We start from the raw sequence: 24,998 nt of genomic DNA, 5'->3' as shown, positions 1-24,998 counted from the left end.
CTTGAGACAAGTGACAAACAAGTGTGGGAGGGGGCTTGCCCCCGATGGCAGTGTGTCAGCCAACTAATAGCCAACTGAAGCACCGCTATCGGGGGCAAGCCCCCTCCCACATTAGGTTGTCTCTGTATTGAGAGTTTTGTCTCTATATTGAGATCAGTCGATACCCAACGCCACCATCTTCTTGTACAGCGTCGACCGCCCAAGCCCCAACCGCTTGGCCGCTTCCACCACATTCCCCTCGCACGCGTTCAATGCCGCCGCAATGATCTGCCGATCAAACCGCTCCCGCGCCGCATTGAAGCTTTCACCCTCGACCGTCGCGACGGCACTGCCACGCGCCACGGGGGTGAAGGTGCCGATCGCGGCGCGAATCTCCCCGGCATTCAACACAAGGTCATCACTCAACAACGCCGCCCGCTCAAGTACGTTGCGCAGTTCGCGGATATTCCCCGGCCACGCATGCTGGGCCAGCAACGCCAGGGCCTCGCGATCCAGTTCATGCTGGCTGCGCAGTTCCTCAAGAATCGCCTCGCTCAACGCCGGAATATCTTCAAGCCGCTCACGCAACGGCGGCACCTGGATCGGCAGCACATTCAGCCGATAATACAAATCCGCGCGGAATTCGCCGCGCTTGATCGCCGCCTCCAGGTCCATGGAGGTGGCGGCGATCACCCGTACATCGCTGTGCAGCATCTCATTGGAGCCGACCGGTTCGAATTCCTTTTCCTGCAACACCCGCAGCAGTTTGCTTTGCAAGGGCAGGGGCATGTCACCGATTTCGTCGAGGAACAGCGTGCCGCCCTGGGCGATCTGGAACTTGCCGGGGCGGCCCTTGCGGTCGGCGCCGGTAAACGCGCCCGGTGCGGTGCCGAAGAACTCGGCTTCCAGCAGGTCAGCCGGAATCGCCGCGCTGTTGACGCTGACAAACGCCTTGTGCGCACGGGTGGAGGCGCCGTGAATCGCCTGGGCCAACAATTCCTTGCCGGTACCGGTTTCGCCCAGCAGTAACACTGGCGATTCAGCGCTGGCACTGCGCCGTGCGCGGCGTTTCACTTCGAGGCTGGCTGCGCTGGTGCCTATAAAATGCGCGAAGTTGTATTTGCTCTGCCGCGAACGCAGCAGGGAGCGCGTCGACGCCAATTCCTGCTGCATGCTCAGATAACGCTCAATCAGTGGCGACAGGTTGCGCAGTTCATCAAACAAGGCAAAGCCGATCGCACCGATCACCGCGCCGGCATCGTTGTGGATCGGCAAGCGCATCACCACCAACGGACCCTTGGGTGTGTCCTGGATGTCCAGCAATATGGGCTGGTCATTGCGCACCACTTGGCGCAACAGGCTGTTGGAAATCACCTGCTCGCACGGCTGGCCGATGGCTTCGTCGGCGCTCTTGAGGCCAAAACGCCTGGCATAGCGCTCGTTCATCCACACGATATTGGCGTCGCGGTCGACAATCACCGTGCCTTCGCTGGACTGCTCGATGATCTCGAACAGCGACTGGATGGCCAGGCCGCGAACCTGTTGGTAATCCGTGAGGCTGGTACTCATACGCCATAATCCTGTAGGAGCGAGCTTGCTCGCGAAAAACGTCAACGATGACGCAGCGCTAATCGGTATCCCGTGTCGCCTGTGGTTTTTTCGCGAGCAAGCTCGCTCCTACAGTGGGATGTGGGCTGCGGCCAGCAGTTCTTTGGTGTAGGCGTGCTGCGGTGCATCAAACACCTCGTGGCTCGCGCCGCGCTCCACCACCTTGCCGTCCTTGATCACGATCATGTCGTGGGCCATGGCACGTACCACCGCCAGGTCGTGGCTGATAAACAGGTACGTCAGGCCGTATTTCTCCTGCAACTCACGCAGCAACGCCACCACTTGTTTCTGCACAGTGCGGTCGAGGGCTGAGGTCGGTTCGTCGAGCAACATCAGCGCTGGCTTGAGTACCAGAGCGCGGGCGATGGCGATACGTTGGCGCTGGCCGCCGGAAAATTCGTGGGGGTAGCGATGGCGGCTGGCGGGATCGAGGCCCACGTCCTTGAGCACCTGCACCACCTGCGCATCGCGGTCGGCCAGGCTGCACGGTGCGTGAACCTCCAGGCCTTCGCTGATGATCTGCTCCACGGTCATGCGTGGGCTGAGGCTGCCGTAAGGGTCCTGGAACACCACCTGCATTTGCTTGCGCCACGGGCGCATCTGCTGGTGGTTCAGCGAGTCGAGGGCTTCACCCTGGAAGCGGATGCTGCCGCTGGAGTCCAGCAGTCGCAGGATCGCCTGGCCCAACGTGGACTTGCCCGAGCCGGACTCGCCGACAATCCCCAGGGTTTTGCCGCGCTGCACGCGGAGGCTGATGCCATCCACCGCTCGCAGGTAGGTCTTGCGTCGGAACAACCCGCCGCCAAGGGGGAATTGCACGGTCAGGTCATCCACCTGCAACACGGTCTCGCGTTCATCGCTGCACAGCGCATCGCCGGCCGGTTCTGCATCCAGTAGCAGGCGGCTGTAGGGGTGTTGCGGCGCGTTGAACAGTGTCTGGCAGTCGGCCTGCTCGACGATCTCGCCGGCTCGCATCACGCACACGCGCTGGGCAATGCTGCGCACCAGGTTGAGGTCATGGCTGATCAGCAGCAAGGACATGCCCAGGCGTTGTTGCAGCGACTTGAGCAGCAGCAGGATCTTGCGCTGCACGGTCACGTCCAACGCCGTGGTGGGTTCGTCGGCGATCAGCAGCTCAGGCTCGCAGGCCAGCGCCATGGCGATCATCACCCGTTGGCGCTGGCCACCGGAGAGCTGGTGCGGATAGGCTTTGAGCCGCTCCTGAGGCTTCTGGATGCCCACCAGTTCGAGCAATTCGAGGATGCGCGCCTGCGCCGCCTTGCCGCCCAGACCCTTGTGCAGCAGCAGGGTTTCGCCGATCTGCTTTTCGATGCTGTGCAGCGGATTGAGTGAGGTCATCGGCTCCTGGAAGATCATGGCAATGCGGTTGCCGCGCAGCTTCTGCAAGGTGGTGGCCGAAGCGCCGACCAGTTCCTGGCCACGGTACTTGATGGAACCGGTGGTTTGAGTACCGGCCTCGGGCAGCAGTTGCAGGATCGAGTGGGCCGTCACCGACTTGCCCGAGCCAGATTCGCCCACCAGTGCCAGGCACTCGCCGGGGCGCACGTCCAGGCACAGGTTGCGCACCACGGTCTGGCCGCTGAACGCGACGCTGAGGTCGCGGATTTCGATCAGGTTCATAGGCAGTCACTCATGAGCGTGGGTCGAAGGCATCACGCAATGCCTCGCCGATAAAGACCAGCAGCGACAGGATCAGCGCCAGGGTGAAAAACGCTGTCAGGCCCAGCCACGGCGCTTGCAGGTTCTGCTTGCCCTGGGCGATCAGCTCACCCAGCGACGCGCTGCCCGCCGGCATGCCGAAGCCGAGGAAATCCAGCGCGCTCAGCGTAGAAATCGCACCGGTCAGGATAAACGGCAGGTAACTCAAGGTGGCCGTCATGGCGTTGGGCAGGATATGCCGGCGGATGATCTTGCCATCGCCAAGGCCCAGGGCTCGTGCCGCCTTGACGTATTCCAGGTTGCGCCCGCGCAGGAACTCGGCGCGCACCACGTCCACCAGGGCCAGCCAGGAAAACAACGCCATGATCCCCAGCAACCACCAGAAATTCGGCTCCACAAAGCCGGACAGGATGATCAGCAGGTACAGCACCGGCAGCCCGGACCACACCTCAAGTACCCGTTGGCCGATCAGATCGACCCACCCGCCGTAGTAGCCCTGCAATGCACCGGCGGCAATGCCGATGGCCGCGCTGATCGCGGTGAGCGCCAAGGCGAACAGGATCGACACCCGCGCGCCGAAGATCACCCGCGCCAGCACATCCCGTGACTGGTCATCGGTGCCCAGCCAGTTCACCGCCGAAGGCGGGCTGGGGGCAGGGCGGGTCAGCTCGTAGTTGGGCGTGTCATCGCTGAACGGAATGGGTGGGAACAGCATCCAGCCGCCGTCCTGCTTGATCAGCTTTTGCACGTAGTCACTGCGGTAGTCGGCCTGGAACGGCAGTTGGCCACCGAACTGTTGCTCGGTGTAGCGCTTGAATACCGGAAAATACAGCTCGTTCTTGAAGCTCAGCACCAAGGGTTTGTCATTGGCGATCAACTCGCCGCCCAGGGTCAGGATAAACAGGCCGATAAACAGCCACAGCGACCACCAGCCGCGGCGGTTTTTCTTGAACCGCTCGAAACGCCGACGCGCCACGGGAGACAGATTGAGCATCAGGCGTTCCTCGCGGCGAAGTCGATACGCGGGTCCACCAGGGTGTAGCAGAGGTCACCGATGAGTTTTATCAAGAGGCCGAACAAGGTGAAGATGAACAGCGAACCGAACACCACCGGGTAGTCCCGGGACACAGCCGCCTCGTAGCTCATGCGGCCCAGGCCGTCGAGGGAGAAGATCACCTCGATCAGCAGCGAACCGGCAAAGAACACGGCAATAAAGGCCTGGGGAATCCCGGAAATCACCAGCAACATCGCGTTGCGGAACACATGCCCGTAGAGCACGCGTCGTTCGCTCAAGCCTTTGGCGCGGGCAGTCACCACGTACTGGCGCGTGATTTCATTGAGGAACGAGTTTTTGGTGAGGATCGTCAGCGTGGCAAACCCGCCGATCACCAGTGAAGTCACCGGCAATACCAGGTGCCAGAAGTAATCGGCGATCTTGCCCACGGTGCTCAGCTCTTCGAAGTTCTCCGACACCAGCCCGCGTACCGGGAACCAGTTCAGCGAAGTGCCACCGGCAAACACCACGATCAGGAACATCGCGAACAGGAACGCCGGCATGGCATAGCCGATGACAATTGCGGTGCTGCTCCACACATCAAAACTGCTGCCGTGGCGCACGGCCTTGCGGATCCCCAGGGGGATCGACACCAGGTAGGTGATCAACGTGGCCCACAGGCCGAGGGAAATGGTCACGGGCATTTTTTCCAGGATCAGGTCGATCACCGTCTTGCCACGAAAGAAGCTGTTGCCGAAGTCCAGCTGGGCGTAGCTCTTGAGCATCAGCCACAGGCGCTCCGGCGCGGGCTTGTCGAAGCCGTACTGTTTCTCGATGTCAGCGATCAGCTTCGGGTCCAGGCCCCGGCTGGCGCGGGAGCCACCGCTGATGCCTTCGCCGGAGGAACCGCCGACGCCACCGCCGCCGATCCCTTGCAGGTGGGCAATGGCTTGTTCCACCGGACCGCCGGGGGCGGCCTGCACGATCACGAAATTCACCAGCAGGATGATCACCAGCGTCGGGATGATCAGCAGCAGGCGCCGCACGATATAGGCAAACATCAGCGCGCACCTCCGCGTTTTTTCAGCTCAGCGTTCATTTGCTCATTCGTCAGGGGCGTGGGGCTGATTTCCCACCAGGTTTCCAGGGCTTCGTCGTTTTTCGCCTCGATGGTCGGGCGACCGAAGCGGTTCCACCACGCGGCGGACGTGCCGGGCGGGTAGTAGTTGGGGATCCACAGGTAATTCCATTGCAGCACCCGGTCCAGCGCGTGGGCGTAGGTGAGCATCTGCGCCTGGGTGTCGGCCTTGACCAGGCCCTTGATCAGGCTGTCGACGGCGGGGTCCTTGAGTACGGCGTAGTTGTTGGCGCCTGGGTCGTAGGCGGCCGCCGAGCCGAAATAGTTGTACAGCTCCATGCCCGGTGACGTGGTGACGGGGAAGCCGATGACGATCATGTCGTAGTCCCTGGCCATGATCCGATTGACGTATTGCGAGGAGTCGATGCGACGGATATTCAGGGTAATACCGATCTGCGCGAGGTTACGTTTGTACGGTAACAACAGACGCTCCAGGCCGTTCTGGGTGTTGAGGAACGTGAACTCCAGCGGCTCGCCTTCGGCATTCACCAGTTTGTCACCTTCTGGTTTCCAGCCGGCTTGTTCCAGCAGCGCCAGGGCTTGCAGCTGCTTGTCGCGGATCATGCCACTGCCATCGGTCACCGGTGCCTTGAACACCTGGTTGAACACCTCGTCGGGCACCTGGCCGCGCAAGGGTTCGAGAATCGCCAGTTCCTCTTTCGTCGGCGGCTGGCTGGCCGCCAGCGGGCTATTGGAAAAATAGCTCTGCTGGCGGATGTACATATTGCGCATCATCTGCCGGTTGGCCCATTCAAAATCCCACAACATCGCCAGGGCCTGGCGCACGCGGCGGTCCTTGAACATCGGTTTTTGTACGTTGAACACATAACCCTGGGCCGGTTGCGGCATCTCCCTGGCCAGGTGCGCGCGTTGCAGGCGGCCGTCATCCAGGGCCGGGCCGTTGTAGCCGATGGAGTACCCAGTGGCGGAAAACTCCCGGTTGAAATCGTATGCGCCGCCGCGCAATACCTGGCGGGCCACTTCGGTGTCGCCGAAATACTCCAGGCTCAGGTGATCGAAGTTGTACAGGCCGCGACTGACAGGCAAGTCCTTGCCCCACCAGTTCGGGTCGCGGGTAAAGGTGATGGTGCTGCCGGAATCGATCTTGCTGACTTTGTACGGGCCGCTGCCCAGCGGAGCTTCATAGCCACCGCCGTTGGCGAAGTCGCGGGTCTTCCACCAGTGCTCGGGGAAGACCGGCAGGGTGGCAATATCCAGGGGCAGGGTGCGGTTTTCATTGCTGGAAAAATCAAAGCGCACCTGGCGCTCGCCTTCGACTTCGACGTGCTTGACGTCGGCGAACAAGGTGCGAAAGCGCAGGCTGCCCTGGGTCATCAGCAGGTCGAAGCTGTAGCGCACGTCCTCGGCGGTGATCGGCTTGCCATCGGCAAAGCGTGCCTTGGGGTTCAGGAAAAAGCGTAGCGACAGGCCGTCATCGGCGCGCTCCATTTTTTCGGCGACCAGGCCGTAGACCGTGTAGGGCTCGTCGAGGGAGCGCTGGGCCAGGGGCGCGTAGAGCCAGCCGTCGACCTGGGACACGCCGATGCCTTTGTCGATATACGGCAACACATGGTCGAAGCGCCCGATCTCGATGGCCGAGCGGCGCAGGCTGCCACCCTTGGGGGCGTTGGGGTTGGCGTAGTCGAAATGGGTAAAGCCGGCAGCGTACTTGGCCGGTTCGCCATACACCGTCAGGTACGGTTGAGGCGCCGCGATCACGGCAGTGCTGGCCAGCAGCAGGGCCAGGCTCGCGCTAAAGAAGTAAGAAAAAGCCAATCGCATTGTCAGCCTTGAACGCCGTATGAAGAAGAAAAGGGATTTGTACGCTAACGGCATCAGCGTCGCCAGTCATCACATGCACAACGGCCCACCAAAAGGCGGGCCGTTGTTTATTGCATCAGCACAGGCAGGATCAGTCCTGGCGGCTGGTGACTTCGAGCAGGTGGTAGCCGAACTGGGTTTTTACCGGGCCTTGCACGGTGTTGACCGGGGCGCTGAATACGACGGTGTCGAATTCCTTGACCATCTGGCCTGGACCGAACGAACCCAGGTCGCCGCCGCTGCGGCTGGATGGGCAGCTGGAGTTGGCTTTGGCAACTTCTGCGAAATCAGCGCCGCCTTCGATTTGGGCCTTGAGTTCGTTGCACTTGTCTTCAGTGGAAACGAGGATGTGACGGGCGGTGGCTTTGGCCATGGGAAGTAACTCCTTGAATAAAAAAGGTGAGCCTACCGGATTCAGGCGGTTATTTCCCGGCAAAGTTCCGCCGGATTGCCCGAGTGGCTCAGGCGCGGGCCATGGCGCCGCTATGGGTGAGCCATTCGATGAGCTGCGCATGCACTGTGGGGTAGGTTTCAGGCCAAGACGATGTAGTCGTTCTGCTGGATGATCGGCCGATGCGGGCCTTGCACCAGGTGGATATAGCGACCGTCCACCAGGTCGATGGGCAGGCAGTCGTCGATGTCCAGTACTCCATCGGTATGGGCCTGGGACCAGTGACGTAGCATTTGTTGTTTGCCCTTGTTCGTGGCCTCCTGCTTATTGCGGGCGGCCACCAGGAGGTAGTGGTGGGCCTCGCCAAAGCTGTTGGCCTCATAACCGCCCAGGTTGATGAAGTACAGGTGATGTGCGCCGGCGGCAGGTGCCAGGGGGCTGAGTTCGACCTTCCAGCCGTCGACGCCATCCACCGCCATCCACGAGTCGATATGCACGCCCTTGGGGCTGCCAAACCAGTCGGCGCGCAGTTGCGGGTAGGCTGCTTCCAGCGTGTCCGCCACTGCAAACAGCACATCGTGCACTTCGATTTTCGCCCGTGGGTGCTTACCCCCGAGCATGACGACAAACAGCATTGCAGAGACTTCCTGGCGATTTGGCAGAGGCTAACCATACTTCGATTGAACCCTTTTGTCCGGCCAATGCCACACTGTTGATCCGCGAACTCATCAGGAGGTTGTCATGCGTACCATTGATCTGGCGGGTGTTCCCGTCCCTGTCATCGGCCAGGGCACCTGGCGCATGGGCGAAAAACCCGACCAGCACCGCGCGGAAGTCGCGGCGTTGCAACTGGGTATCGACGAGGGCATGACTCTCATCGATACCGCCGAAATGTACGGGGAGGGCGGCGCTGAGACGGTGGTCGGCGAGGCCATTCGTGGCCGCCGCGACCAGGTGTTCCTGGTGAGCAAGGTCTACCCGCACAATGCCAGCCACAAGGGCGTGCCCCGTGCCTGTGAGGCCAGCCTCCAGCGCCTGGGCACCGACTACATTGATCTTTATCTGCTGCATTGGCGCGGCCAGTACCCGCTGGAAGAAACGGTTGAAGCCTTCGAACGCCTGCGCGAAGCGGGCAAGATCGGACGTTGGGGTGTTTCCAATTTTGACGTGGCCGACCTGCAGGAGCTTGCCTCCCCGGCCTGCGCCACCAACCAGGTGCTGTACAACATCGAAGACCGCGGCATCGAATTTGACCTGCTGCCCTGGTGGCAACAGCACCACTTGCCCTTGATGGCGTACTGCCCGATCGCCCAGGGCGGCGAACTGCTGTCCAGCCCCACCCTCAAGCAGATCGCCCGCCGTCACGAGGTCACACCCGCCCAGGTCTCCCTGGCCTGGGTGTTGCGCCAGGACGGTGTGATCGCCATCCCCAAGGCCGTTACGCCCGAGCACGTGCGACTCAACGCAGCAGCAGCCAAGCTGGTGTTGGATGAGCACGACCTGGACGCGATCGATCGGGTATTTGGCGCGCCAAAACGCAAGCATCCTTTGGCGATGGTGTAGTTGCCGTACGGAAACGGCGCCTTCCTTGGCGCCGCGCCCGCGTCAAGCCGGTTTAACCCGCAACCGGGCTGCGCCAGTCATCCGACCCGGAAGTACCGGACACTTCGTGAGTCCACACAATCTTGCGATAGGTGAAGTACACATCTTCCAGGTGAGTGAAATGGGCGTTGTCGGGGTCCTGGCAGTTGGGCATGCGTGACTGGATATCCACGATGGTCGCCCCCTCCAGTTCGATGGTGAAGTAATGCTCCTGCGTGCCGGCCGACGAAGTGCGCAGCCATTCCAGCCGGCACTTGACCTCTTCGCCGCTGGTCAATGCGCTGAACAGCAGGGGCGAGGACTTATCGAACACTTTGCTGATCATCAGGGGTTTATGCACCCGCTGGCCGGTTGGCTGGCCCGACTGTGGGTCGCGGGGAATGATCACCTGATGAGAAAACGCCTGGACCAGAATCTGGTCCTCATGGCCTTCCTGGTAAATGTTACCTACCGAGTCCTGGGTATACGTGCCTGCCGTGATCAAACCTTGTTTTACACCGGTAATAGAGAGATACGCGGGTGTTGGCATGACGGGGTTCCTTGTCTGATTGATGAGGTAGTTCCAGCCGGAAAGTTTTTCGGCTGGTCAAATGCCTATAACAAAAATCGTGCCGGAAAGTGCCTGCGTCAATGAAATCGGGGTGATGCTGTTGTATTGGTTCGAGTGTGGGTTTTGATAAGGCGCTGTGGGTTTTGATTTTGTGTGATTTATTGCGCACAGGTGCGCATTTAGTTGCTCGCCCAGAGAAGGTCTATAAGTGATTAAGTTGGCGGGGTGGTCGAGTGTTTATATGTGCTTGAGTGCGCAAAGCATTGCGCACCCCTTGTTTTTACTGGGTTTGTAGGAAAAGGACTAAGTGTAATTCCGGCACTTGCTGAATGTTTTGGTCATGACTAAGGTTCGATGGCTTCGCAGGGCGTTTGCGAACTCAAGATGGCTAGCTGTTATGCAGTAATTGTGTGGCTAGTTGGTTTGTTTTATTTATTGGTTGTGCGTGGTGGCAAATGGTTTATTCGGATGCTCGGTATGATTATTACCTCGAACTTGCGCGAACACCCTGTATGCAAACAAGTTTTGCCGGCAGCGATATGCGCTTTTCGAGTGAATATGAAGTGCTGGAGTCCGAATTGGCCAAGGCACAATCGATTCATGTCGGCAGCCAGCCCGACTGGCACAAGGTCCTGGAAACCAGCGAGAGCCTGCTACGCCATCAGTCCAAGGATCTGCGAGTGGCGGTGTGGTTGACCTGGGCGTTGCACCAGCGTGAATCCTACTCGGGGCTGCTGGCGGGGCTCGGGGTGTTGCGCTACCTCTGTGAGCATCAGTGGTCGGTGCTCTACCCGGAAAAACCGCGTACCCGCGGTGCCGCATTCGGATGGCTGGTATTGCGCCTTGAGCCGCTGTTCACGCAGGGCCTGGCGCTCCAAGACCAGCAGCCTTTGTTCCGCGCCTTGCTAGAGCACCTGGTGCGTCTGGATGGGCTTTGGGCCGAGCACCTCGGGGATGACGCGCCGTTGCTGTTGCCGGTTCGCAGGCAGTTGGCGCAGCGATTGGAGCGGGCGGCGCAGGACGATACCCCGGCGACGGGTTTGAGCGGTGTCATTGCGCAAGTCAGGCAGGCCACCAGCCAATTATTGAAGCCCGAAGCAGTGGTGGAGAGTGAAAAGGACGCCCACAAGGTGCTCCGTACCTTGCAGGAGCAGGCTCGTCCACTCTGTGCCTGGTGGCTGCGCCAGAACGCCACGGACCTGCGTGCGTTGCGCTTGAGTCGCACGCTGACATGGCTGGCACTTGCCAGCTACCCGAATGCCGATACCGAGCAGGTCACCGCGTTGCGCGGGCCCGCCCCTGAAAAACTCAAGCGTTATCAGGAGCGTTTTGCACAAGGCCATCACGCAGACCTCGTGCTTGAACTTGAGGTCAGCCTCGCCGGGGCAATGTTCTGGTTCGATGGTCTGCGCATGCTCTGGGAGTGCCTGGAGGTGCTGCAGGCCGACCTGGCCATGACCGAGCTGGAAGTGACCTTCGCGCTGTTGCTGCAACGCTTGCCGGACCTGCCAGCGTTTCGCTTTCACGACGGCACCCCCTTTGCCGATGCCGCCACTCGCGACTGGATCTCCCAGGAGGTTGTCTGTCACCTGCACAGGCCCGAATCACCGGCTGCAGTGGTTGGTATCAAAGCGGAGCCCTGGGTGATCACCTTGCAGGCGGTCACACAGCGGCTGCGCCAGGACGGGCTCAAGTCTGCCGTCCGAGAGCTCAAGCAAGGCATGCAGGCCGCGCGCAGCGATCGCGCACGCTTTCATTGGCGGCTCGCCCAAGCGCGTCTGTGCGTACAGGCGGGGAAGCATGAGTTGGCTAAGATCCAGCTCGAACAGCTTGACCATGAACTGCAACGCACGGGCCTGGAACGCTGGGAGCCGGAGTTGGCCCTCGAAGTGGCGCAGCTTCTGCACCGCTGTTGCGACGTGCTGCCACAAAACCAAGCCGTGCGCGAACGCAAGGAAGACACCCACCGCAGGCTGTGCCTCTTCGATCTGGAAGCGGTACTTGAATAGGCTTTCGAGCCACTTGAAAAAGGAGAGACACCATGGCCAAAGAAGGTTCGGTAGCCCCCAAGGAACGTATCAACATCACCTTCAAACCTGCCATTGGCGGGGCGCAGGAGGAAGTCGAACTGCCATTGAAGCTGTTGGTATTGGGCGATTTCACCCAGCGTGAGGATGTGCGCAAGCTCGAAGATCGCAAGCCCGTCGCAATCGACAAGAACACCCTGGATGACGTGTTGGCCAAGCAGGCATTGAGCTTGACGCTGAGCGTGCCCAACCGTCTCCAGGAGGACGCCGGCGTTGACGAGTTGGTCATTCAGGTACGCATCAATGCCATGAAGGATTTCAACCCGGCGAATCTGGTGGAACAGGTGCCCGAGTTGCACAAGCTGATGGCGTTACGTGAGGCACTTATGGCGCTGAAGGGCCCATTGGGCAACACCCCAAGCTTTCGAAAGGCTATCGAACAGGCCCTGGCCGACGACGAGTCCCGCGCCCGGGTATTGGCGGAACTTGGGCTGGACAGCTCCGACGCCTGACATTTTTCAGTAAAAGGACACTGACTCCATGACGACACAACAGCATTCGCTGCCGGCACAACCTGCTGATCAGTACAGCATCCTCGATAACATCGTTGCACAGACATTACTGAGCGCCGACGACGACGCCTATGACATTGCCAAACGCGGTGTCTCGGCATTCATCGAAGAGTTGATCAAGCCACAGAACCGTGGCGAGCCTGTCAAGAAACGCCTCGTCGACCGGATGATCGCCGAGATCGACACCAAGCTCAGCCTGCAGATGGACGAGATACTGCACCATCCCGACTTCCAGGCGCTGGAAGCTTCCTGGAAGGGGTTGCAACTGCTGGTCGATCGCACCAACTTTCGCGAAAACATCAAGATCGAACTGCTGAACGTCTCCCGGCAAGACCTGCTGGAAGATTTCGAAGATTCGCCGGAAGTGACCCAGTCCGGGTTGTACAAGCACATCTACAGTGCGGAATACGGGCAGTTTGGGGGCCAGCCGGTGGGCGCGATTATCGCCAATTACTTCCTGTCCCCCAGCGCCCCAGATGTAAAGCTGATGCAGTACGCCTCCAGTGTGGCGTGCATGGCCCATGCACCTTTTATCGCCGCCGCCGGGCCGGCATTCTTCGGGTTGGAGAGTTTCACCGGTTTACCCGACCTCAAGGACCTGAAGGATCACTTCGAAGGCCCGCAATTTGCCAAATGGCAAAGCTTTCGCCAAAGCGAAGATGCGCGCTACATCGGTTTGACCGTGCCGCGATTTCTGCTGCGTACGCCCTATGACCCCCTTGAGTGTCCGGTCAAGACCTTCGCCTACCAGGAAAATGTGGTCAACAGCCACGAGCACTACCTGTGGGGCAACACGGCCTACGCCTTCGCCACGCGTCTGACCGACAGTTTCGCGCGGTTTCGCTGGTGCCCGAACATCATCGGCCCGCAAAGCGGTGGTGCGGTGGAAGACTTGCCGCTGCATCACTTCCAGAGCATGGGGGAAATAGAAACCAAGATCCCCACCGAAGTGTTGGTGTCCGACCGTCGTGAATACGAGCTGGCGCAAGAAGGTTTCATCGCCCTGACGATGCGCAAGGGCAGTGACAATGCTGCGTTTTTTTCCGCCAGCTCCGTGCAAAAGCCGAAACACTTCGGGCTCAGTCCCGAGGGCAAGGAGGCCGAGTTGAATTACCGGCTGGGCACCCAGTTGCCATACATGATGGTGGTCAATCGCCTGGCCCATTACCTCAAGGTCCTTCAGCGTGAGCAATTGGGCTCATGGAAGGAGCGCACTGACCTGGAGCTGGAACTCAATAAGTGGATTCGCCAGTACGTCGCCGACCAGGAAAACCCCAGTGCTGAAGTCCGTGGGCGACGTCCCTTGCGGGCGGCACGCATCGTCGTCAGTGATGTCGAGGGTGAGCCCGGCTGGTATCGCGTGAACCTGAGTGTGCGACCGCATTTCAAATACATGGGGGCAGATTTCACGCTGTCCCTCGTTGGCAAGCTCGACAAAGAATGAGCAAGGACCAGGAAGTGCATGGTTATCGAAGCCTGTTCGAGCGCCTCGAGCATCCGGCGGCTACCCCCGCCTGTGGCGTGACATCCGTCGCGCGCCACTTGGGAAAGATGCTCAGCATCCGTGCTGGTAGCGTTCAGACACTGCCGGACTACGGTATGCCTGACCTCAATGATATGAATCAGAGCCTGCATGAATCATTGAGTCAGTCGCGTCTGTTGATCGAGCGATTTATCCGAGCCTACGAGCCGCGCTTGAAGCAGGTAAGAGTGATGACGCTGCCACGGGACCATGACCCGTTGGCACTTGCATTCGCTATCGAAGCCACCCTTGTGGTCAAGGGGGGCGCTCAACCGGTGGTGTTTACTGCGCGGCTCTCTGACTCCGGCCGGGTAGAGGTCATCCCTGATGTCCTTTAACCGTTACTACCAAAGCGAACTCAGTGCGCTACGACAACTCGGGCGACGCTTCTCCGAGCGCAATCCGGCGCTTGCTCCCTTTCTTGCGGAGGCCGGTCAGGACCCGGATGTCGAGCGGTTGCTGGAAGGCTTTGCGTTTCTCACCGGCCGCTTGCGCCAGAAACTGGATGACGAGCTTCCAGAGCTGACGCATTCGCTGATGCAGTTGCTCTGGCCCAACTACATGCGCCCGATGCCCGCGTTCAGCATCCTGCAGTTTGATCCGCTGAAACACTCAGGCCCGGGTGTGTGGGTCGCGCGTGACACACCGATCGAAAGTGCTGCAGTCAATGACGAGCGATGCCGCTTTCGTACCTGTTACACCACTCAGGTTTTGCCACTGCAGCTGAGCGCGCTGGACTACAACACCCAGGCCGAACAGGGGCGCTTGAGCCTGCGTCTGGAGATGAGCGCAGAAGGCAACTTCAGTGAGTGGAACTTCGATCAGCTACGCCTGCATCTGGCGGGGGATCGCTATATCAGCCAGGCGTTGTACCTGAGCCTTTTGCGTCATCTGGACGGTATCGAGTTGCTGCCTTTCGGTCACGATGGCTTGCCGGTCAGTGGGGGCGATGGGCAGGCGATATCACTGCTGTTGGGTGCCGATCAGGTCCAGCCGGTAGGGTTCGACGAGGAGCAGGCGTTGATTCCGTATCCGCCGAATACCTTTGGCGGGTATCGCCATCTGCAGGAGTACTTTGCCTTCCCCGACAAGTATCTGTTTGTCGATGTGGGAGGGTTGGGGGTACTGCGCGGGTTACCCGGCGAACTGCTCAAGCAGGTGCGTGGCGTGGTGTTGCGCTTGCGCTTCGGCAAACCATGGCGTGAATCCAGGCTGCCCACCCTGGATAACGTGAAGCTGTACTGCACACCCATCGTCAACCTGTTCAAGCATGACGCGGTACCCATTCGCCTGGACGGAAAGCAGGACGAATACCTGCTGATTCCAGGTGAGTACTCACGCGGGAGCGCCAGTGTTTTTTCTGTGGACAACGTCACGGGTTGGCACCCGGGAGGGCTGGGATATCAGGCCTACGTGCCTTTTGAGTCCTTCGAACATGAGGGGGACACCGAGTGTTCCCAGGGGCCGGCAAGTTACAGCATCCGCCAGCGGCTGTCGGCACAGCATACCGGGCTCGATACCTGGCTCGGGTTGGATAGCGGTCTGGCGTTGGATCAGCAAACACTGTCGATCGAGCTGACGTGCACCAATCACGACCTGCCTCGACGATTGCAGGTCGGCGACATCAACCAGCCTTGCGAACAGACGCCACAAGGGCTGTCGTTTCGGAATATCTGTGCGCCGACGGCCAGTTATTCTCCGCCTCTGGACCGGGACTTTCTCTGGCGGCTTATCAGCAATATGTCGCTCAACTACCAGTCACTGACCGACATCCGTGCCTTGAAGGTGATCCTCGAAACCTACGACTTGCCGCGCTATCACGATCGCCAGGCGCAGAAGGTCAGCGAGCGACGATTAGGTGCGATGCGCTCCGTCAGCCACGCAGCGGTCGACCAATTGCACCACGGCTTGCCGATTCGCGGGTTACGTATCGACCTGACCATAGATCCCCAGGGCTTCCTGGGGGAGGGCGAAGTGTTTGTGTTCGCATCGGTGCTCAACGAGTTCTTCGCGCTGTACGCGAGCCTCAACGCTTTCCACGAACTAAGAGTCATCAGCACACAAGGAGACGTGTACCTATGGCCACCACGGATGGGCCAGCAGCCCCTGCTTTGACACAACTGACCCGGGTTATCCGCGAGTACTCGCTGTTTCAGGCGGTCCTGCGGGTCATCCAGCGTCTGCGCGATGCCCATCCGTTGCTGGATGACGACACGCTGTACGACTTGTTGGAATTCCAGGCCAACCCGAGCCTGGGGTTTCCCGGAGACGATATCGACCGGGTAGCGTTTTTTGTCGAGCGCGGTCAGTTGCGTGCGCGTTTACGCCTTAACGTGCTGGGCCTGTGTGGCGCGGGCTCGCCATTGCCGGCGTTTTACGGCGAGCAGGCGTGCGCCGATGAATCGGGCGGCAATGCAACCCGGGACTTCCTCGACGTGTTCCATCACCGTCTGCAACGGCTGATGCTGCCGATCTGGCGCAAGTATCGCTACCGGGCATGCTTCAAGGCAGGTGCCAGTGATGCCTTCTCCGAGCAGATGTTTGCGTTGATCGGGTTGAGGGGGCGCCAGGTTCGCAGCGTCACGCAATTGAACGGCAAGCGACTGTTGCCCTATCTGGGGTTGCTTGGCCTGCGGGCGCATTCGGCAGCCTTGATCGAGACGCTGCTGCGCTATTACTTCAAGCACTGTCGCGTGATTGTCGAGCAATGGGTCCTGCGCAGCGTTGTCATCGCCGAATCACAACGAAATCGGCTCGGTGCAGCGAACAGCGCGCTTGGTCATGACCAGGTGCTGGGGAGCCAGGTGGCCGATCGCAACGGCAAGTTCAGGGTGCATCTGCAGGGGTTGGGCTGGCACCCGTTCCATGGTTTTTTGCCGACTGGCACGGACTACCCACTGTTGTGTTCGTTGGTGCGTCTGACGGTGCGGGACCCCATGGATTATGACCTGCGCCTTGTCATGGACAAGGACGAAATCAGGCCGTTGCACATCGGCGAACACAACGTCTGCCGGCTCGGCTGGACCAGTTGGCTGGCGCATGAGTGTGCCGACGGTGTGGTCATTGTGCCAGGCAACGCTTATTAGGGATGAATCATGATGATGAATATGGACCTGCAACAACTTATCCAGGCATTGACCAACCAGACCCGCAGAGACCTGGAGCACTCCGCCCAGCGCTGTGTCACGCGCGGCGGCAGGGAAGTGCTGGTGGAAGACCTGCTGCTGACCCTGCTGGAACATCATGATGGCCTGCTGGTGCGGGCGCTGAACGATGCCGGTATTGAAGTTGCAGAGCTGCAAGCCACGCTGCAACCCAAGGGGGAGGCGAGTGCGTCACGCAATCCGGTGTTTGCCCTGGCACTGGTGCAATGGCTGCAACAGGCTTCGATGGTTGCTCATCTGGAGCTGCGCCGAATTGAAGTGGATCACGGCGCTCTGTTGCTGGCGCTTTTGTGTCACCCGCTGCAACACGCGGGCAGCGCCTATCAGGTTTTTCTGAGCCGGTTGGATGCACAGCGTGTGCGTGAATTCGTGTTGAGTCAGGTGCCTCGTACAGACCCTGCGCCACAGGGCGAATCATTACTGGAGCGCTTCACCCACGACCTGACACGCCAGGCCCTAGAAGGGCGTATTGACCCGGTGTTGTGTCGCGACGCGGAGATCAGCCAGTTGATCGACATACTCATGCGTCGGCGCAAGAACAACCCGATCCTGGTCGGCGAAGCCGGGGTGGGCAAGACAGCCGTTGTCGAAGGCCTCGCGCTACGTGTGGCCACTGCACAGGTGCCCGAGCCTCTCAAAGAGGTCCGGGTGCTGACCTTGGACATGGGCCTGCTCCAGGCCGGTGCCAGTATCAAGGGCGAGTTCGAACGACGCCTCAAGGGTGTGATCGACGGGGTCAATACGTCGGTGAAGCCGGTGATCCTGTTTATCGATGAAGCGCACACGCTGGTGGGGGCGGGAGGGCAGGCGGGCGCGTCCGATGCCGCCAATCTGCTCAAGCCGGCGCTGGCCCGGGGTGAGTTGCGCACCATCGCTGCGACAACCTGGACGGAATACAAGAAGTACTTCGAAAAAGACTCGGCATTGGCGCGGCGTTTCCAACCTGTGCGGGTCAGTGAGCCCAGTGTCGAAGAAGCGATCTCGATCCTGCGCGGACTAGTCCCGGTGTATGAGCGCAGCCATGGTGTTTATGTGCGGGACGATGCGGTGGTTGCGGCGGCGCAGATGAGCGCCCGTTACCTGGCCGGGCGTCAGTTGCCCGACAAGGCGGTGGATTTGCTGGATACCGCCTGCGCCCGCTTGCGCACTAGCCGGGAGACAGCGCCTGGGGCGTTGCAGCACCTTTATGCAGAACAGGCGCAAGGGGCGCGGCAGCTTCAGGCATTGAATCGAGACCGGGACAAAGGCTTTCCCGTGGAGGAACAAACCCTGCTCGCGTTGAACCTGCGTATGGAGGCGCTGGACAGCGAGCGCCTGGACCTTGAGCAACGCTGGCTTGAACAGCAGAAAACCACGCAGCAGGTGTGCCCCCGCCTGGTGGCGCAAGTCATCAGTGCCTGGACGGGGATCCCGGTTGAACAACTGGCACGTGAACACAGTGAACAGGTCTTGGGTTTTGCCGATGCGTTGCGCCTGCGCATTCTCGGCCAGGAGCAGGCGGTGCAGGCCCTGGACCGCAATCTGCGTGCGGTTTCTGCCGGGCTCAACAAGGCTGACGCGCCCGTCGGCGTCTTTCTGCTGGTCGGCCCCAGTGGCGTGGGCAAGACGGAGACGGCGCTGGCCCTTGGCGACCTGCTGTATGGCGGTGAGCGTTTTGTCACCACCCTCAACATGTCGGAGTTCCAGGAAAAACACTCGCTGTCTCGTTTGATTGGCGCACCGCCCGGTTATGTTGGTTTTGGCGAGGGTGGCGTGTTGACGGAGGCTGTGCGCCAACGCCCGTATTCAGTGGTGCTGCTCGATGAAGTCGAGAAAGCCGACCCGGAAGTGTTGAACCTGTTCTATCAGATTTTCGACAAGGGCCTGGCCAATGATGGAGAAGGCCGGGAAATCGACTTTCGCAACACGCTGATCCTGATGACGTCCAACCTTGGCAGTGAGCGTATCGGGAAATTGTGCGCAGGCGGCCGGCGACCTGACGTGCAAACGCTGCATGAGGCAATCCTGCCGCAGCTGCGCGATCACTTCAAAGCCGCGTTATTGGCCCGGATGCGTGTCGTGCCGTATTACCCGGTCACGGGTGACGTGCTGCATGACTTGGCAAGACTCAAGCTCGAACGCCTGGGGCAACGCTTGGGTCTGCGCAGCCTGGCATTCAGCTATACGCCGGAGCTGGTTGAGCACATGGCCGAGCGGTGCGCCCACGATGACAGTGGCGCGCGTTATATCGACCAATGGATCGAGCTGCATTTATTGCCGCAGGTGGTCGATCGGCTGTTGCAGGCCATGGCCCGAGGTGAGCCTGTGTCACAGGTCCATGCCCGGCTGGAGGCTAACGGCGTTCCAACCTGTGAGTTCAGCCAATGAGGGAGGATCGGCTGCTCGCCCTGCTGCCCCTTTCGGCGGCTTGTACCCATACGCTGCTTGACGGGTTCATCCGCCTGGGCAGCGCTGACGACGAAGCGACTCTACCCGGACTGTGTGTCGCCGCGGCGGCGCAACTGAGCCAGTGTGACCTCAGCCAATGGTACTGGCGCAACGAGTGCACTGGCCGGCTTGAGCTGGTCGCCCAGCATTTGCACGGCATGCCTTGCCCTGTTGATCCGTCCTGTACCAAGGATTTCCAGCATGAGCAGGTGCTTCAGTATGTGCTGAACCAACAAACCGCCCTTAGCCTGGAAGAACACAAAGGCAGCGTGTACGAGTGCGGGTTCCTGCCGGCAATGGCGACGCCCTGGAAAGCGTTGTCATGCGTGCCTTTGTTTGACCGAGGCAGGGGCATCAAGGGTGTGTTGCTGTGTGCCAGTCAGCATCGGAAAAACCTGCAGGGCTACACCGCCGCCTTGAGTGAGCTGGGTAGCTTTGCCTTGATGCAACGGACTTTACTGCGATGTCAGTGTGCCACGGGACGTGTCACCCAACCCACTGCTTGCATAACGGCCCCGCGTTCGGCCTACGGCTTGATCGGCAGCAGTACGGCGATGGACGAGACGTATCGTTTGATCGGCAAGGTCATGGATACGCCCTACACCGTGTTGCTGCGCGGCGAGACCGGTACGGGCAAGGAGGTAGTGGCGCGTGCGATTCATACTGCGGGGCCACGCAGGAGCAAAGCATTTGTGGTGCAGAACTGTGCGGCGTTTCCCGAAGGACTGCTGGAAAGTGAGCTGTTCGGTTATCGCAAAGGTGCTTTCACAGGGGCTGAGCGTAACCATACCGGGCTGTTTGACAGCGCTGACGGCGGCACGCTGCTCCTCGACGAAATCGGTGATATGCCGCTGTCGCTGCAAGCCAAATTGCTCCGCGTCTTGCAGGAGGGCGAAGTGCGCCCATTGGGTGCCAGTGCGGCTCACAAGGTGGATGTGCGCATCATCGCTGCAACCCACCGTGACCTCGGCGCAATGGTCGCCCAAGGCAGTTTTCGCGAGGACCTTTACTACAGGCTCGCGCAGTTTCCCATCGAACTGCCCCCCCTGCGTGAGCGCGACGGCGATGTGCTGCTGTTGGCGCGGGAGTTTGCACGACAAGCCGCCGCCGCCCTGGGGCGTGTACCGGTGGGATGGTCCAGCGCAGCCCTTGATCAACTTTCGGGTCACGCCTTCCCAGGCAATGTCCGCGAACTCAAATGCCTGGTGGAACGTGCGGTGCTGCTCTGTGACGACGGTGTGATCCTGCCGGCACACCTGTCCTTGCCGGTGCCGGCTGCCACAGGGGCAGTCGATGCGACATTGCGCCAACGCCTGGAGCGGGTAGAGCGGGTGTTCCTGATCGATTGCCTGCACAAGAACCGTGGCAATCGCACCCGTACCGCGCGCGAGTTAGGCGTTGCGCGGCGCACGCTGCTCTACCGTCTGGCGCGCTTGAAAATCCCCGTGGGGGATGCCCGCGAGGAGTGTTGAGCGGGGAATGTGCGGGCAGCTTATTTTCATGGGAGATACCTGATGTCTTTTCATCCGTGGCAAGCCCTGGTGCTTGCGTTGTGTTTGTTGAGTGGCTGTAACGCCAATTATGTCTTTGATGATGCCGACTACCGTCCGTTGGGTGATCCCCAGGCGACTCGTCGTGGGCAGTGAGCAGGGAGGCTGTCATGCAGTTGATGTTTGAACGCGGTAGCACCGCGAGCGGGGAGCCGCTTGAGCGCAAGACGTTTGACGGTGTCGGTGGCGTGATCGGGCGTGGGTCGGGTTGTGACTGGGTGCTCGCGGATGCCAACCGCCTGATTTCCAGTCATCACGCCTTGGTCAGTTTTAGAGAGGGCCGCTATTTCCTGACGGATATCAGCAGCAACGGCATCGGTGTGTCAGGCAGCATGGAGCGTTTGTGCAAAGGGCAGACACGCCTGATCAGTGACGGCGATGTGTACCAACTGGGGTTGCTCGATATCCATGCCCGTCTGGTGGAGCCGGCACGGCCGGTACTTGCCCGGGAAAACACCATTCCAGACGATGCGTTCCTGGGGCTGGATCCTGTCGACACATTGGATCGCGCGGCATTGCGCGGGAGTTCTTCGGCTGAGCTGGACGCCTTGGACGCAACGCCGCCGGCACCGCTCGACGTGTTACGCCAGGGTAGTTCGGAGCACGATCATCTGGTCGTACCGCAGTGGGCTGAGCCGGCCAGGGATGTTATCTCACCTGACCCCGTAACACCTCCACCTGCGACCTCGGAAACATTTTGGTCGCAGTTCGCCGACACATTGGGCATCCAGGTGGACACGCTCGATACGCCGGGGCGTGAAGCCCTGGCGATCAAGGTGGCGGGCCTGTTCAGGCAAGCCCTCGAAGGGTTGCAACAAAGCCTGCGAACCCGTGACGAACTCAACAGTGAGGTTCACGGCACATTGACCGTTCCGCTGCTCAATACCCGCAATCCGTTGAAAGACTGTGCCGACAGCCACGCTGCCTTGGCTTTTCTATTGGGTGTCGGAGAATCTGGTCAACGTTCTGCCGAGCAAGTGGTGGACCAGGCTTACCGAGACCTGCAGGTTCATCAACTGGCTCTGGTCGTGGCCTGTCGGGCTGCCGTACGCGGTGTACTAGCAAACTTTGCGCCTGCGCACCTGCTGCTGCGCTTCGAACGTGACGGCAAGTCACCCAGGTTCTTCGGCGATGGCGCCCATTGGCGGGCATACCAACGCCATTATCGGCAACTGACTGACGAGGCCTCCATGGATGAGCAGGTGCTGCGTCATGATTTTTGCAAAGCCTACGAGGAGCAGGTACGCCTGGTCTCCACCCTTCACGCGGGGTGCGCAGGATGATTGGCCGGTCTCGGGTCGCTGTTTCATCAATGCTGCTACTGCTGGGGCTGCTGGCGGGATGCAGCACCCTTTCACTTTTTTCCACTCGGACCAAACTGGACCTGACGATGACAGCCAGCGACGAGGTCAACCCCGACCTTCACGGTCGCCCCTCGCCCGTGGTGGTGCAACTGCTGGCGCTGCGGCATCCGGTGGCATTTGAAAACGCCGATTTCTTCAGCCTCTATGGCCGGGCCGAGCAGGCATTGCCCAAGGATTGGATCAGCGGCGAGGAACTGGAACTGCGCCCCGGTGAACGGCTGGCGCTCAAGCTCAGCGTCGAACCGCGCAGTCGCTATGTCGGCGTGCTGGCGGCCTATCGTGATTTGCCCCATGTGCAATGGCGATGGGTGCTGCCGGTGACCCCAGGGCAACTTACCCGTGCCGACATTGTGCTGGACCAGACGGGTATCCGGATGGCGGTACCTCAACCCGACAGGACGGAGGACTGAGATGCAGACCCATAACGTTATCTGGCAAGAGGGCATGCTGCTGAGACCCCAGCACTTGCAGCACAGCGACCGCTACTACCATCGGCAACTCAACCGTACCCGCCTGCTGAGCAGTGATGCCTGGGGCTTCCTGAACCTTGAAGTCGATGTGCAGTACCTGAACCTGGGCAAGGTTGTGGTCAACCAGGCCAGCGGGGTGTTACCGGACGGCAGCCTGTTCGAGCTGAGCGGGACCATGGAGCCGTTGGTGTTGCAGGTGCCTGCCAATGTGGGCCGGCAGGCTGTTTACCTGGCGCTGCCGCTGGCAACCGATAATCAGGTTGAGGTGCGTACGAAGGAACAAGGCGATGTCCTGGCACGCTATGTCGCCTGTGATACGGAGATCGGTGACTCCAATGCCGGCGTCGACTCCCGTTGCCAGATCAAGTGCGCGCGCCCGGACTTGCGCTTGATGCTGGGCGAGTCGCCCGGTGACGTGTGCTACGTGAAACTCCAGGTTGCCCGGGTGGTTGACTCGACCCAGGACGGCGGCGTGAGGCTGGATGCGGATTTTGTACCGACGTTCATCTACCTCCAGGGCTCGGGGTATGTGTCGTCTTGTATCAACGAAGTTGCCAGCCTGCTGGCAACCCGTGGCGACGCGATCGCAGCCCGCATCCAGGGAAGCGGCACCTCTGCCAGCGCCCAGGTCGGCGACTTTCTGATGCTGCAGTTGATCAATCGTGCGGAGTTGAGATTGCGTCATTACCTGAGCCAGGCCCAGGTGCGCCCGGAGGTGGTATATCGGGAGTTGCTGTCGATTTTTGGTGAGCTGTGCACGTTTTCCAACGACAGCAAACGTGCGCAATTTCCGCTGCAATACCGACATGGCGATCAGGGCGCGAGCTTTCGTGGGTTGATGGAAGGCCTGCGTGCGGTGCTGTCGCTGGTGTTGGAACAGCAGGCGATGCAGTTGACGCTGCAGCCACGCCAGTACGGGGTGCTGGTGTGCCCGGTGAGCGATCTCAAGTTACTCGGTACGGCCACGTTTATCCTGGCGGCCACTGCCCAGTGCGATACGGAGGAGCTTCGTCATCGACTGCCGGCCCATCTCAAGATCGGACCGGTGGAGCGCATCCGTGAACTGGTCAACCTGCACCTGGCCGGGATCAAGGTCAAACCGTTGCCGGTAGCGCCGCGGCAGATCCCGTTTCACGCCGGCAAGACCTATTTCATGCTTGAGCTCAGCCACCGTGACATCGCGCAGCTGGAGCAATCGGGTGGTTTCGCCTTCCACGCCAGCGGCGAATTCGCCGAGCTGGAACTCAACTTCTGGGCTATCAGGAACTGACGTCATGACTATGGACAGTGAATACCCGCAAGACGAAAAAACCGTGTTGCTTGACCGTGAAGGCCTCGGCCCGGCGCACGGAGCCGTTACGGACTTTCCGTCGCCCCCACGCTTCGAGCAACTGGAAGACCGAATGATCTATTCCGCCCAGCTGCAAGGCGCGCGGACCTTCAAGAGTGGCCCTAACGTGCTGTTGACCGCGGCCTCGGATCTCTTGCTGCAAGTGGCCCAGCTCAAGGCCGGCCCCGGTCGGGAAAGCCTGGCGGCGCTCAATGATCAGTTTTCCTCGGGTATCAACGCGTTTGAGGCGTGTGCCTTGTATCTGGGGGCAGAGAACAGTCAGGTGATGTCGGCGCGCTACGTGCTGTGCAGTGTCATTGACGAAGCCGTGGTCACCACGCCGTGGGGAGGCCATAGCGATTGGTCGAAGACCAGCCTGTTGAGTCGTTTCCACAACGAAACCTTTGGCGGTGAAAAGTTTTTCCGGTTGCTTGAGCGTTTGTCCCGTGACCCCGTCAAGCATGTGGCCTTGCTGGAGTTGATGTACCTGTGCCTGTCGTTGGGGTTCGAAGGCCAATACCGCGTCATGGAGCGGGGAAGGGCGCAGCTTGAAACCGTACACGACGCCGTGTATCGACAGATCAGGCATGTGCGCGGTGATCGGTCTCCGGTAATCCCGGCGTCAGGCGCCAGTGGGGCCTCTCAGGCGCGGATACGCATTGTCCCTGCCACCTGGGCCGCGGTCTGTGTGCTGGCGTGTTTGCTGGTGATGTATTCAGGTTGCGCCTGGATGCTGGGCCAGGAGCGCAGGGCGACGTTGCACGCTTTCCAATCTTCGCTGGCAGAGCCGTCTCGGTCGCCCTTGTAAC

General features: G+C 60.5%; 22 protein-coding genes. 14 read left to right on the top strand and 8 right to left on the bottom strand.

From position 1 onward, the window contains the following. Positions 1-153: 153 nt before the first annotated feature. The 7 genes from BLR69_RS07895 to BLR69_RS07865 form a co-directional block, all read right to left on the bottom strand. Positions 154-1,548, bottom strand: coding sequence for a sigma-54 interaction domain-containing protein (locus tag BLR69_RS07895; protein WP_071493097.1), 1,395 nt, complete (start codon positions 1,546-1,548; stop codon positions 154-156). Positions 1,549-1,656: 108 nt separating this feature from the next. Continuing rightward, positions 1,657-3,228 carry an ABC transporter ATP-binding protein gene (locus BLR69_RS07890; RefSeq protein ID WP_071493098.1) on the bottom strand — a complete coding sequence of 524 codons (1,572 nt, stop codon included), beginning with the start codon at positions 3,226-3,228 and terminating at the stop codon, positions 1,657-1,659. Positions 3,229-3,238: 10 nt separating this feature from the next. Continuing rightward, positions 3,239-4,261: an ABC transporter permease gene (locus BLR69_RS07885; RefSeq protein ID WP_034104518.1), complete on the bottom strand. Its 1,023-nt coding sequence runs from the start codon at positions 4,259-4,261 to the stop codon at positions 3,239-3,241. After that, the gene (locus tag BLR69_RS07880; protein WP_016976573.1) at positions 4,261-5,322 is read right to left on the bottom strand and encodes a microcin C ABC transporter permease YejB; all 1,062 of its coding nucleotides are present in this window, start codon (positions 5,320-5,322) and stop codon (positions 4,261-4,263) included. Before BLR69_RS07880 ends, BLR69_RS07885 begins: the two co-directional genes overlap by 1 nt. Then, the gene (locus BLR69_RS07875; RefSeq protein ID WP_071493099.1) at positions 5,322-7,181 is read right to left on the bottom strand and encodes an extracellular solute-binding protein; all 1,860 of its coding nucleotides are present in this window, start codon (positions 7,179-7,181) and stop codon (positions 5,322-5,324) included. Before BLR69_RS07875 ends, BLR69_RS07880 begins: the two co-directional genes overlap by 1 nt. Before the next feature lie 130 nt (positions 7,182-7,311). Further along, positions 7,312-7,593 carry a peptidylprolyl isomerase gene (locus BLR69_RS07870; protein ID WP_058424161.1) on the bottom strand — a complete coding sequence of 94 codons (282 nt, stop codon included), beginning with the start codon at positions 7,591-7,593 and terminating at the stop codon, positions 7,312-7,314. A 158-nt stretch (positions 7,594-7,751) separates the two neighbouring features. Then, positions 7,752-8,246, bottom strand: coding sequence for a DUF1543 domain-containing protein (locus BLR69_RS07865; RefSeq protein ID WP_071493100.1), 495 nt, complete (start codon positions 8,244-8,246; stop codon positions 7,752-7,754). Between the two features lie 106 nt (positions 8,247-8,352). Between BLR69_RS07865 and BLR69_RS07860 the strand changes: the two genes are divergently transcribed. After that, positions 8,353-9,174: an aldo/keto reductase gene (locus tag BLR69_RS07860; protein WP_071493101.1), complete on the top strand. Its 822-nt coding sequence runs from the start codon at positions 8,353-8,355 to the stop codon at positions 9,172-9,174. 52 nt (positions 9,175-9,226) lie between these two features. Here BLR69_RS07860 and BLR69_RS07855 read toward each other — a convergent pair whose 3' ends face one another. Further along, the gene (locus tag BLR69_RS07855) at positions 9,227-9,742 is read right to left on the bottom strand and encodes an Hcp family type VI secretion system effector (RefSeq protein ID WP_071493102.1); all 516 of its coding nucleotides are present in this window, start codon (positions 9,740-9,742) and stop codon (positions 9,227-9,229) included. Between the two features lie 476 nt (positions 9,743-10,218). Here BLR69_RS07855 and tssA point away from each other — a divergent pair, with 476 nt between their 5' ends. Genes tssA through icmH form a run of 13 tightly spaced genes read left to right on the top strand, consistent with a single transcriptional unit; the run spans position 10,219 to position 24,997 of the window. Further along, a complete protein-coding gene (gene tssA / locus BLR69_RS07850) occupies positions 10,219-11,772 on the top strand; it encodes a type VI secretion system protein TssA (RefSeq protein ID WP_071493103.1) in 1,554 nt (517 codons plus the stop codon). A 32-nt stretch (positions 11,773-11,804) separates the two neighbouring features. Next, positions 11,805-12,302: a type VI secretion system contractile sheath small subunit gene (gene tssB / locus BLR69_RS07845; RefSeq protein WP_071493104.1), complete on the top strand. Its 498-nt coding sequence runs from the start codon at positions 11,805-11,807 to the stop codon at positions 12,300-12,302. A gap of 28 nt (positions 12,303-12,330) precedes the next feature. After that, entirely contained in the window at positions 12,331-13,806 is a 1,476-nt protein-coding gene (tssC, locus tag BLR69_RS07840; protein WP_071493105.1) for a type VI secretion system contractile sheath large subunit, read from the top strand. Continuing rightward, on the top strand, positions 13,803-14,222 hold the full coding sequence (tssE, locus tag BLR69_RS07835) for a type VI secretion system baseplate subunit TssE (RefSeq protein ID WP_071493106.1): 420 nt from the start codon (positions 13,803-13,805) through the stop codon (positions 14,220-14,222). Before tssC ends, tssE begins: the two co-directional genes overlap by 4 nt. Next, positions 14,212-15,999, top strand: a complete 1,788-nt coding sequence (gene tssF, locus BLR69_RS07830) for a type VI secretion system baseplate subunit TssF (RefSeq protein WP_071493107.1) — start codon at positions 14,212-14,214, stop codon at positions 15,997-15,999. Before tssE ends, tssF begins: the two co-directional genes overlap by 11 nt. Beyond that, positions 15,963-16,970, top strand: coding sequence for a type VI secretion system baseplate subunit TssG (tssG, locus tag BLR69_RS07825; RefSeq protein WP_071493108.1), 1,008 nt, complete (start codon positions 15,963-15,965; stop codon positions 16,968-16,970). The genes tssF and tssG overlap by 37 nt, the downstream gene beginning before the upstream one ends. Before the next feature lie 12 nt (positions 16,971-16,982). Beyond that, complete coding sequence (locus BLR69_RS07820) at positions 16,983-19,415, top strand: AAA family ATPase (RefSeq protein ID WP_071493160.1); 2,433 nt, start codon at positions 16,983-16,985, stop codon at positions 19,413-19,415. After that, on the top strand, positions 19,412-20,947 hold the full coding sequence (locus BLR69_RS07815; RefSeq protein ID WP_071493109.1) for a sigma-54 interaction domain-containing protein: 1,536 nt from the start codon (positions 19,412-19,414) through the stop codon (positions 20,945-20,947). Before BLR69_RS07820 ends, BLR69_RS07815 begins: the two co-directional genes overlap by 4 nt. A 42-nt stretch (positions 20,948-20,989) precedes the next feature. After that, entirely contained in the window at positions 20,990-21,121 is a 132-nt protein-coding gene (locus tag BLR69_RS07810) for a type VI secretion protein (protein ID WP_076955244.1), read from the top strand. Between the two features lie 14 nt (positions 21,122-21,135). Beyond that, positions 21,136-22,308, top strand: coding sequence for a type VI secretion system-associated FHA domain protein TagH (tagH, locus tag BLR69_RS07805; RefSeq protein ID WP_071493110.1), 1,173 nt, complete (start codon positions 21,136-21,138; stop codon positions 22,306-22,308). After that, positions 22,305-22,799: a type VI secretion system lipoprotein TssJ gene (tssJ, locus tag BLR69_RS07800; protein WP_134434902.1), complete on the top strand. Its 495-nt coding sequence runs from the start codon at positions 22,305-22,307 to the stop codon at positions 22,797-22,799. Before tagH ends, tssJ begins: the two co-directional genes overlap by 4 nt. A 1-nt stretch (position 22,800) precedes the next feature. After that, positions 22,801-24,129, top strand: coding sequence for a type VI secretion system baseplate subunit TssK (tssK, locus tag BLR69_RS07795; protein WP_071493112.1), 1,329 nt, complete (start codon positions 22,801-22,803; stop codon positions 24,127-24,129). Positions 24,130-24,133: 4 nt separating this feature from the next. After that, positions 24,134-24,997, top strand: coding sequence for a type IVB secretion system protein IcmH/DotU (gene icmH, locus BLR69_RS07790; protein WP_071493113.1), 864 nt, complete (start codon positions 24,134-24,136; stop codon positions 24,995-24,997). Position 24,998 lies beyond the last annotated feature (1 nt).

The organism is Pseudomonas azotoformans (assembly GCF_900103345.1).
GTDB classification, from domain to species: Bacteria; Pseudomonadota; Gammaproteobacteria; order Pseudomonadales; family Pseudomonadaceae; genus Aquipseudomonas; species Aquipseudomonas azotoformans.
This window is presented reverse-complemented; position numbering and strand designations above follow the sequence as displayed.

Bases quoted from the DNA above. Each gene is read 5' to 3' on its own strand.
- BLR69_RS07895 (WP_071493097.1), bottom strand. From the start codon at position 1,548: ATGAGTACCAGCCTCACGGATTACCAACAGGTTCGCGGCCTGGCCATC.
- BLR69_RS07890 (WP_071493098.1), bottom strand. From the start codon at position 3,228: ATGAACCTGATCGAAATCCGCGACCTCAGCGTCGCGTTCAGCGGCCAG.
- BLR69_RS07885 (WP_034104518.1), bottom strand. From the start codon at position 4,261: ATGCTCAATCTGTCTCCCGTGGCGCGTCGGCGTTTCGAGCGGTTCAAG.
- BLR69_RS07880 (WP_016976573.1), bottom strand. From the start codon at position 5,322: ATGTTTGCCTATATCGTGCGGCGCCTGCTGCTGATCATCCCGACGCTG.
- BLR69_RS07875 (WP_071493099.1), bottom strand. From the start codon at position 7,181: ATGCGATTGGCTTTTTCTTACTTCTTTAGCGCGAGCCTGGCCCTGCTG.
- BLR69_RS07870 (WP_058424161.1), bottom strand. From the start codon at position 7,593: ATGGCCAAAGCCACCGCCCGTCACATCCTCGTTTCCACTGAAGACAAG.
- BLR69_RS07865 (WP_071493100.1), bottom strand. From the start codon at position 8,246: ATGCTGTTTGTCGTCATGCTCGGGGGTAAGCACCCACGGGCGAAAATC.
- BLR69_RS07860 (WP_071493101.1), top strand. From the start codon at position 8,353: ATGCGTACCATTGATCTGGCGGGTGTTCCCGTCCCTGTCATCGGCCAG.
- BLR69_RS07855 (WP_071493102.1), bottom strand. From the start codon at position 9,742: ATGCCAACACCCGCGTATCTCTCTATTACCGGTGTAAAACAAGGTTTG.
- tssA (WP_071493103.1), top strand. From the start codon at position 10,219: ATGGTTTATTCGGATGCTCGGTATGATTATTACCTCGAACTTGCGCGA.
- tssB (WP_071493104.1), top strand. From the start codon at position 11,805: ATGGCCAAAGAAGGTTCGGTAGCCCCCAAGGAACGTATCAACATCACC.
- tssC (WP_071493105.1), top strand. From the start codon at position 12,331: ATGACGACACAACAGCATTCGCTGCCGGCACAACCTGCTGATCAGTAC.
- tssE (WP_071493106.1), top strand. From the start codon at position 13,803: ATGAGCAAGGACCAGGAAGTGCATGGTTATCGAAGCCTGTTCGAGCGC.
- tssF (WP_071493107.1), top strand. From the start codon at position 14,212: ATGTCCTTTAACCGTTACTACCAAAGCGAACTCAGTGCGCTACGACAA.
- tssG (WP_071493108.1), top strand. From the start codon at position 15,963: ATGGCCACCACGGATGGGCCAGCAGCCCCTGCTTTGACACAACTGACC.
- BLR69_RS07820 (WP_071493160.1), top strand. From the start codon at position 16,983: ATGATGAATATGGACCTGCAACAACTTATCCAGGCATTGACCAACCAG.
- BLR69_RS07815 (WP_071493109.1), top strand. From the start codon at position 19,412: ATGAGGGAGGATCGGCTGCTCGCCCTGCTGCCCCTTTCGGCGGCTTGT.
- BLR69_RS07810 (WP_076955244.1), top strand. From the start codon at position 20,990: ATGTCTTTTCATCCGTGGCAAGCCCTGGTGCTTGCGTTGTGTTTGTTG.
- tagH (WP_071493110.1), top strand. From the start codon at position 21,136: ATGCAGTTGATGTTTGAACGCGGTAGCACCGCGAGCGGGGAGCCGCTT.
- tssJ (WP_134434902.1), top strand. From the start codon at position 22,305: ATGATTGGCCGGTCTCGGGTCGCTGTTTCATCAATGCTGCTACTGCTG.
- tssK (WP_071493112.1), top strand. From the start codon at position 22,801: ATGCAGACCCATAACGTTATCTGGCAAGAGGGCATGCTGCTGAGACCC.
- icmH (WP_071493113.1), top strand. From the start codon at position 24,134: ATGACTATGGACAGTGAATACCCGCAAGACGAAAAAACCGTGTTGCTT.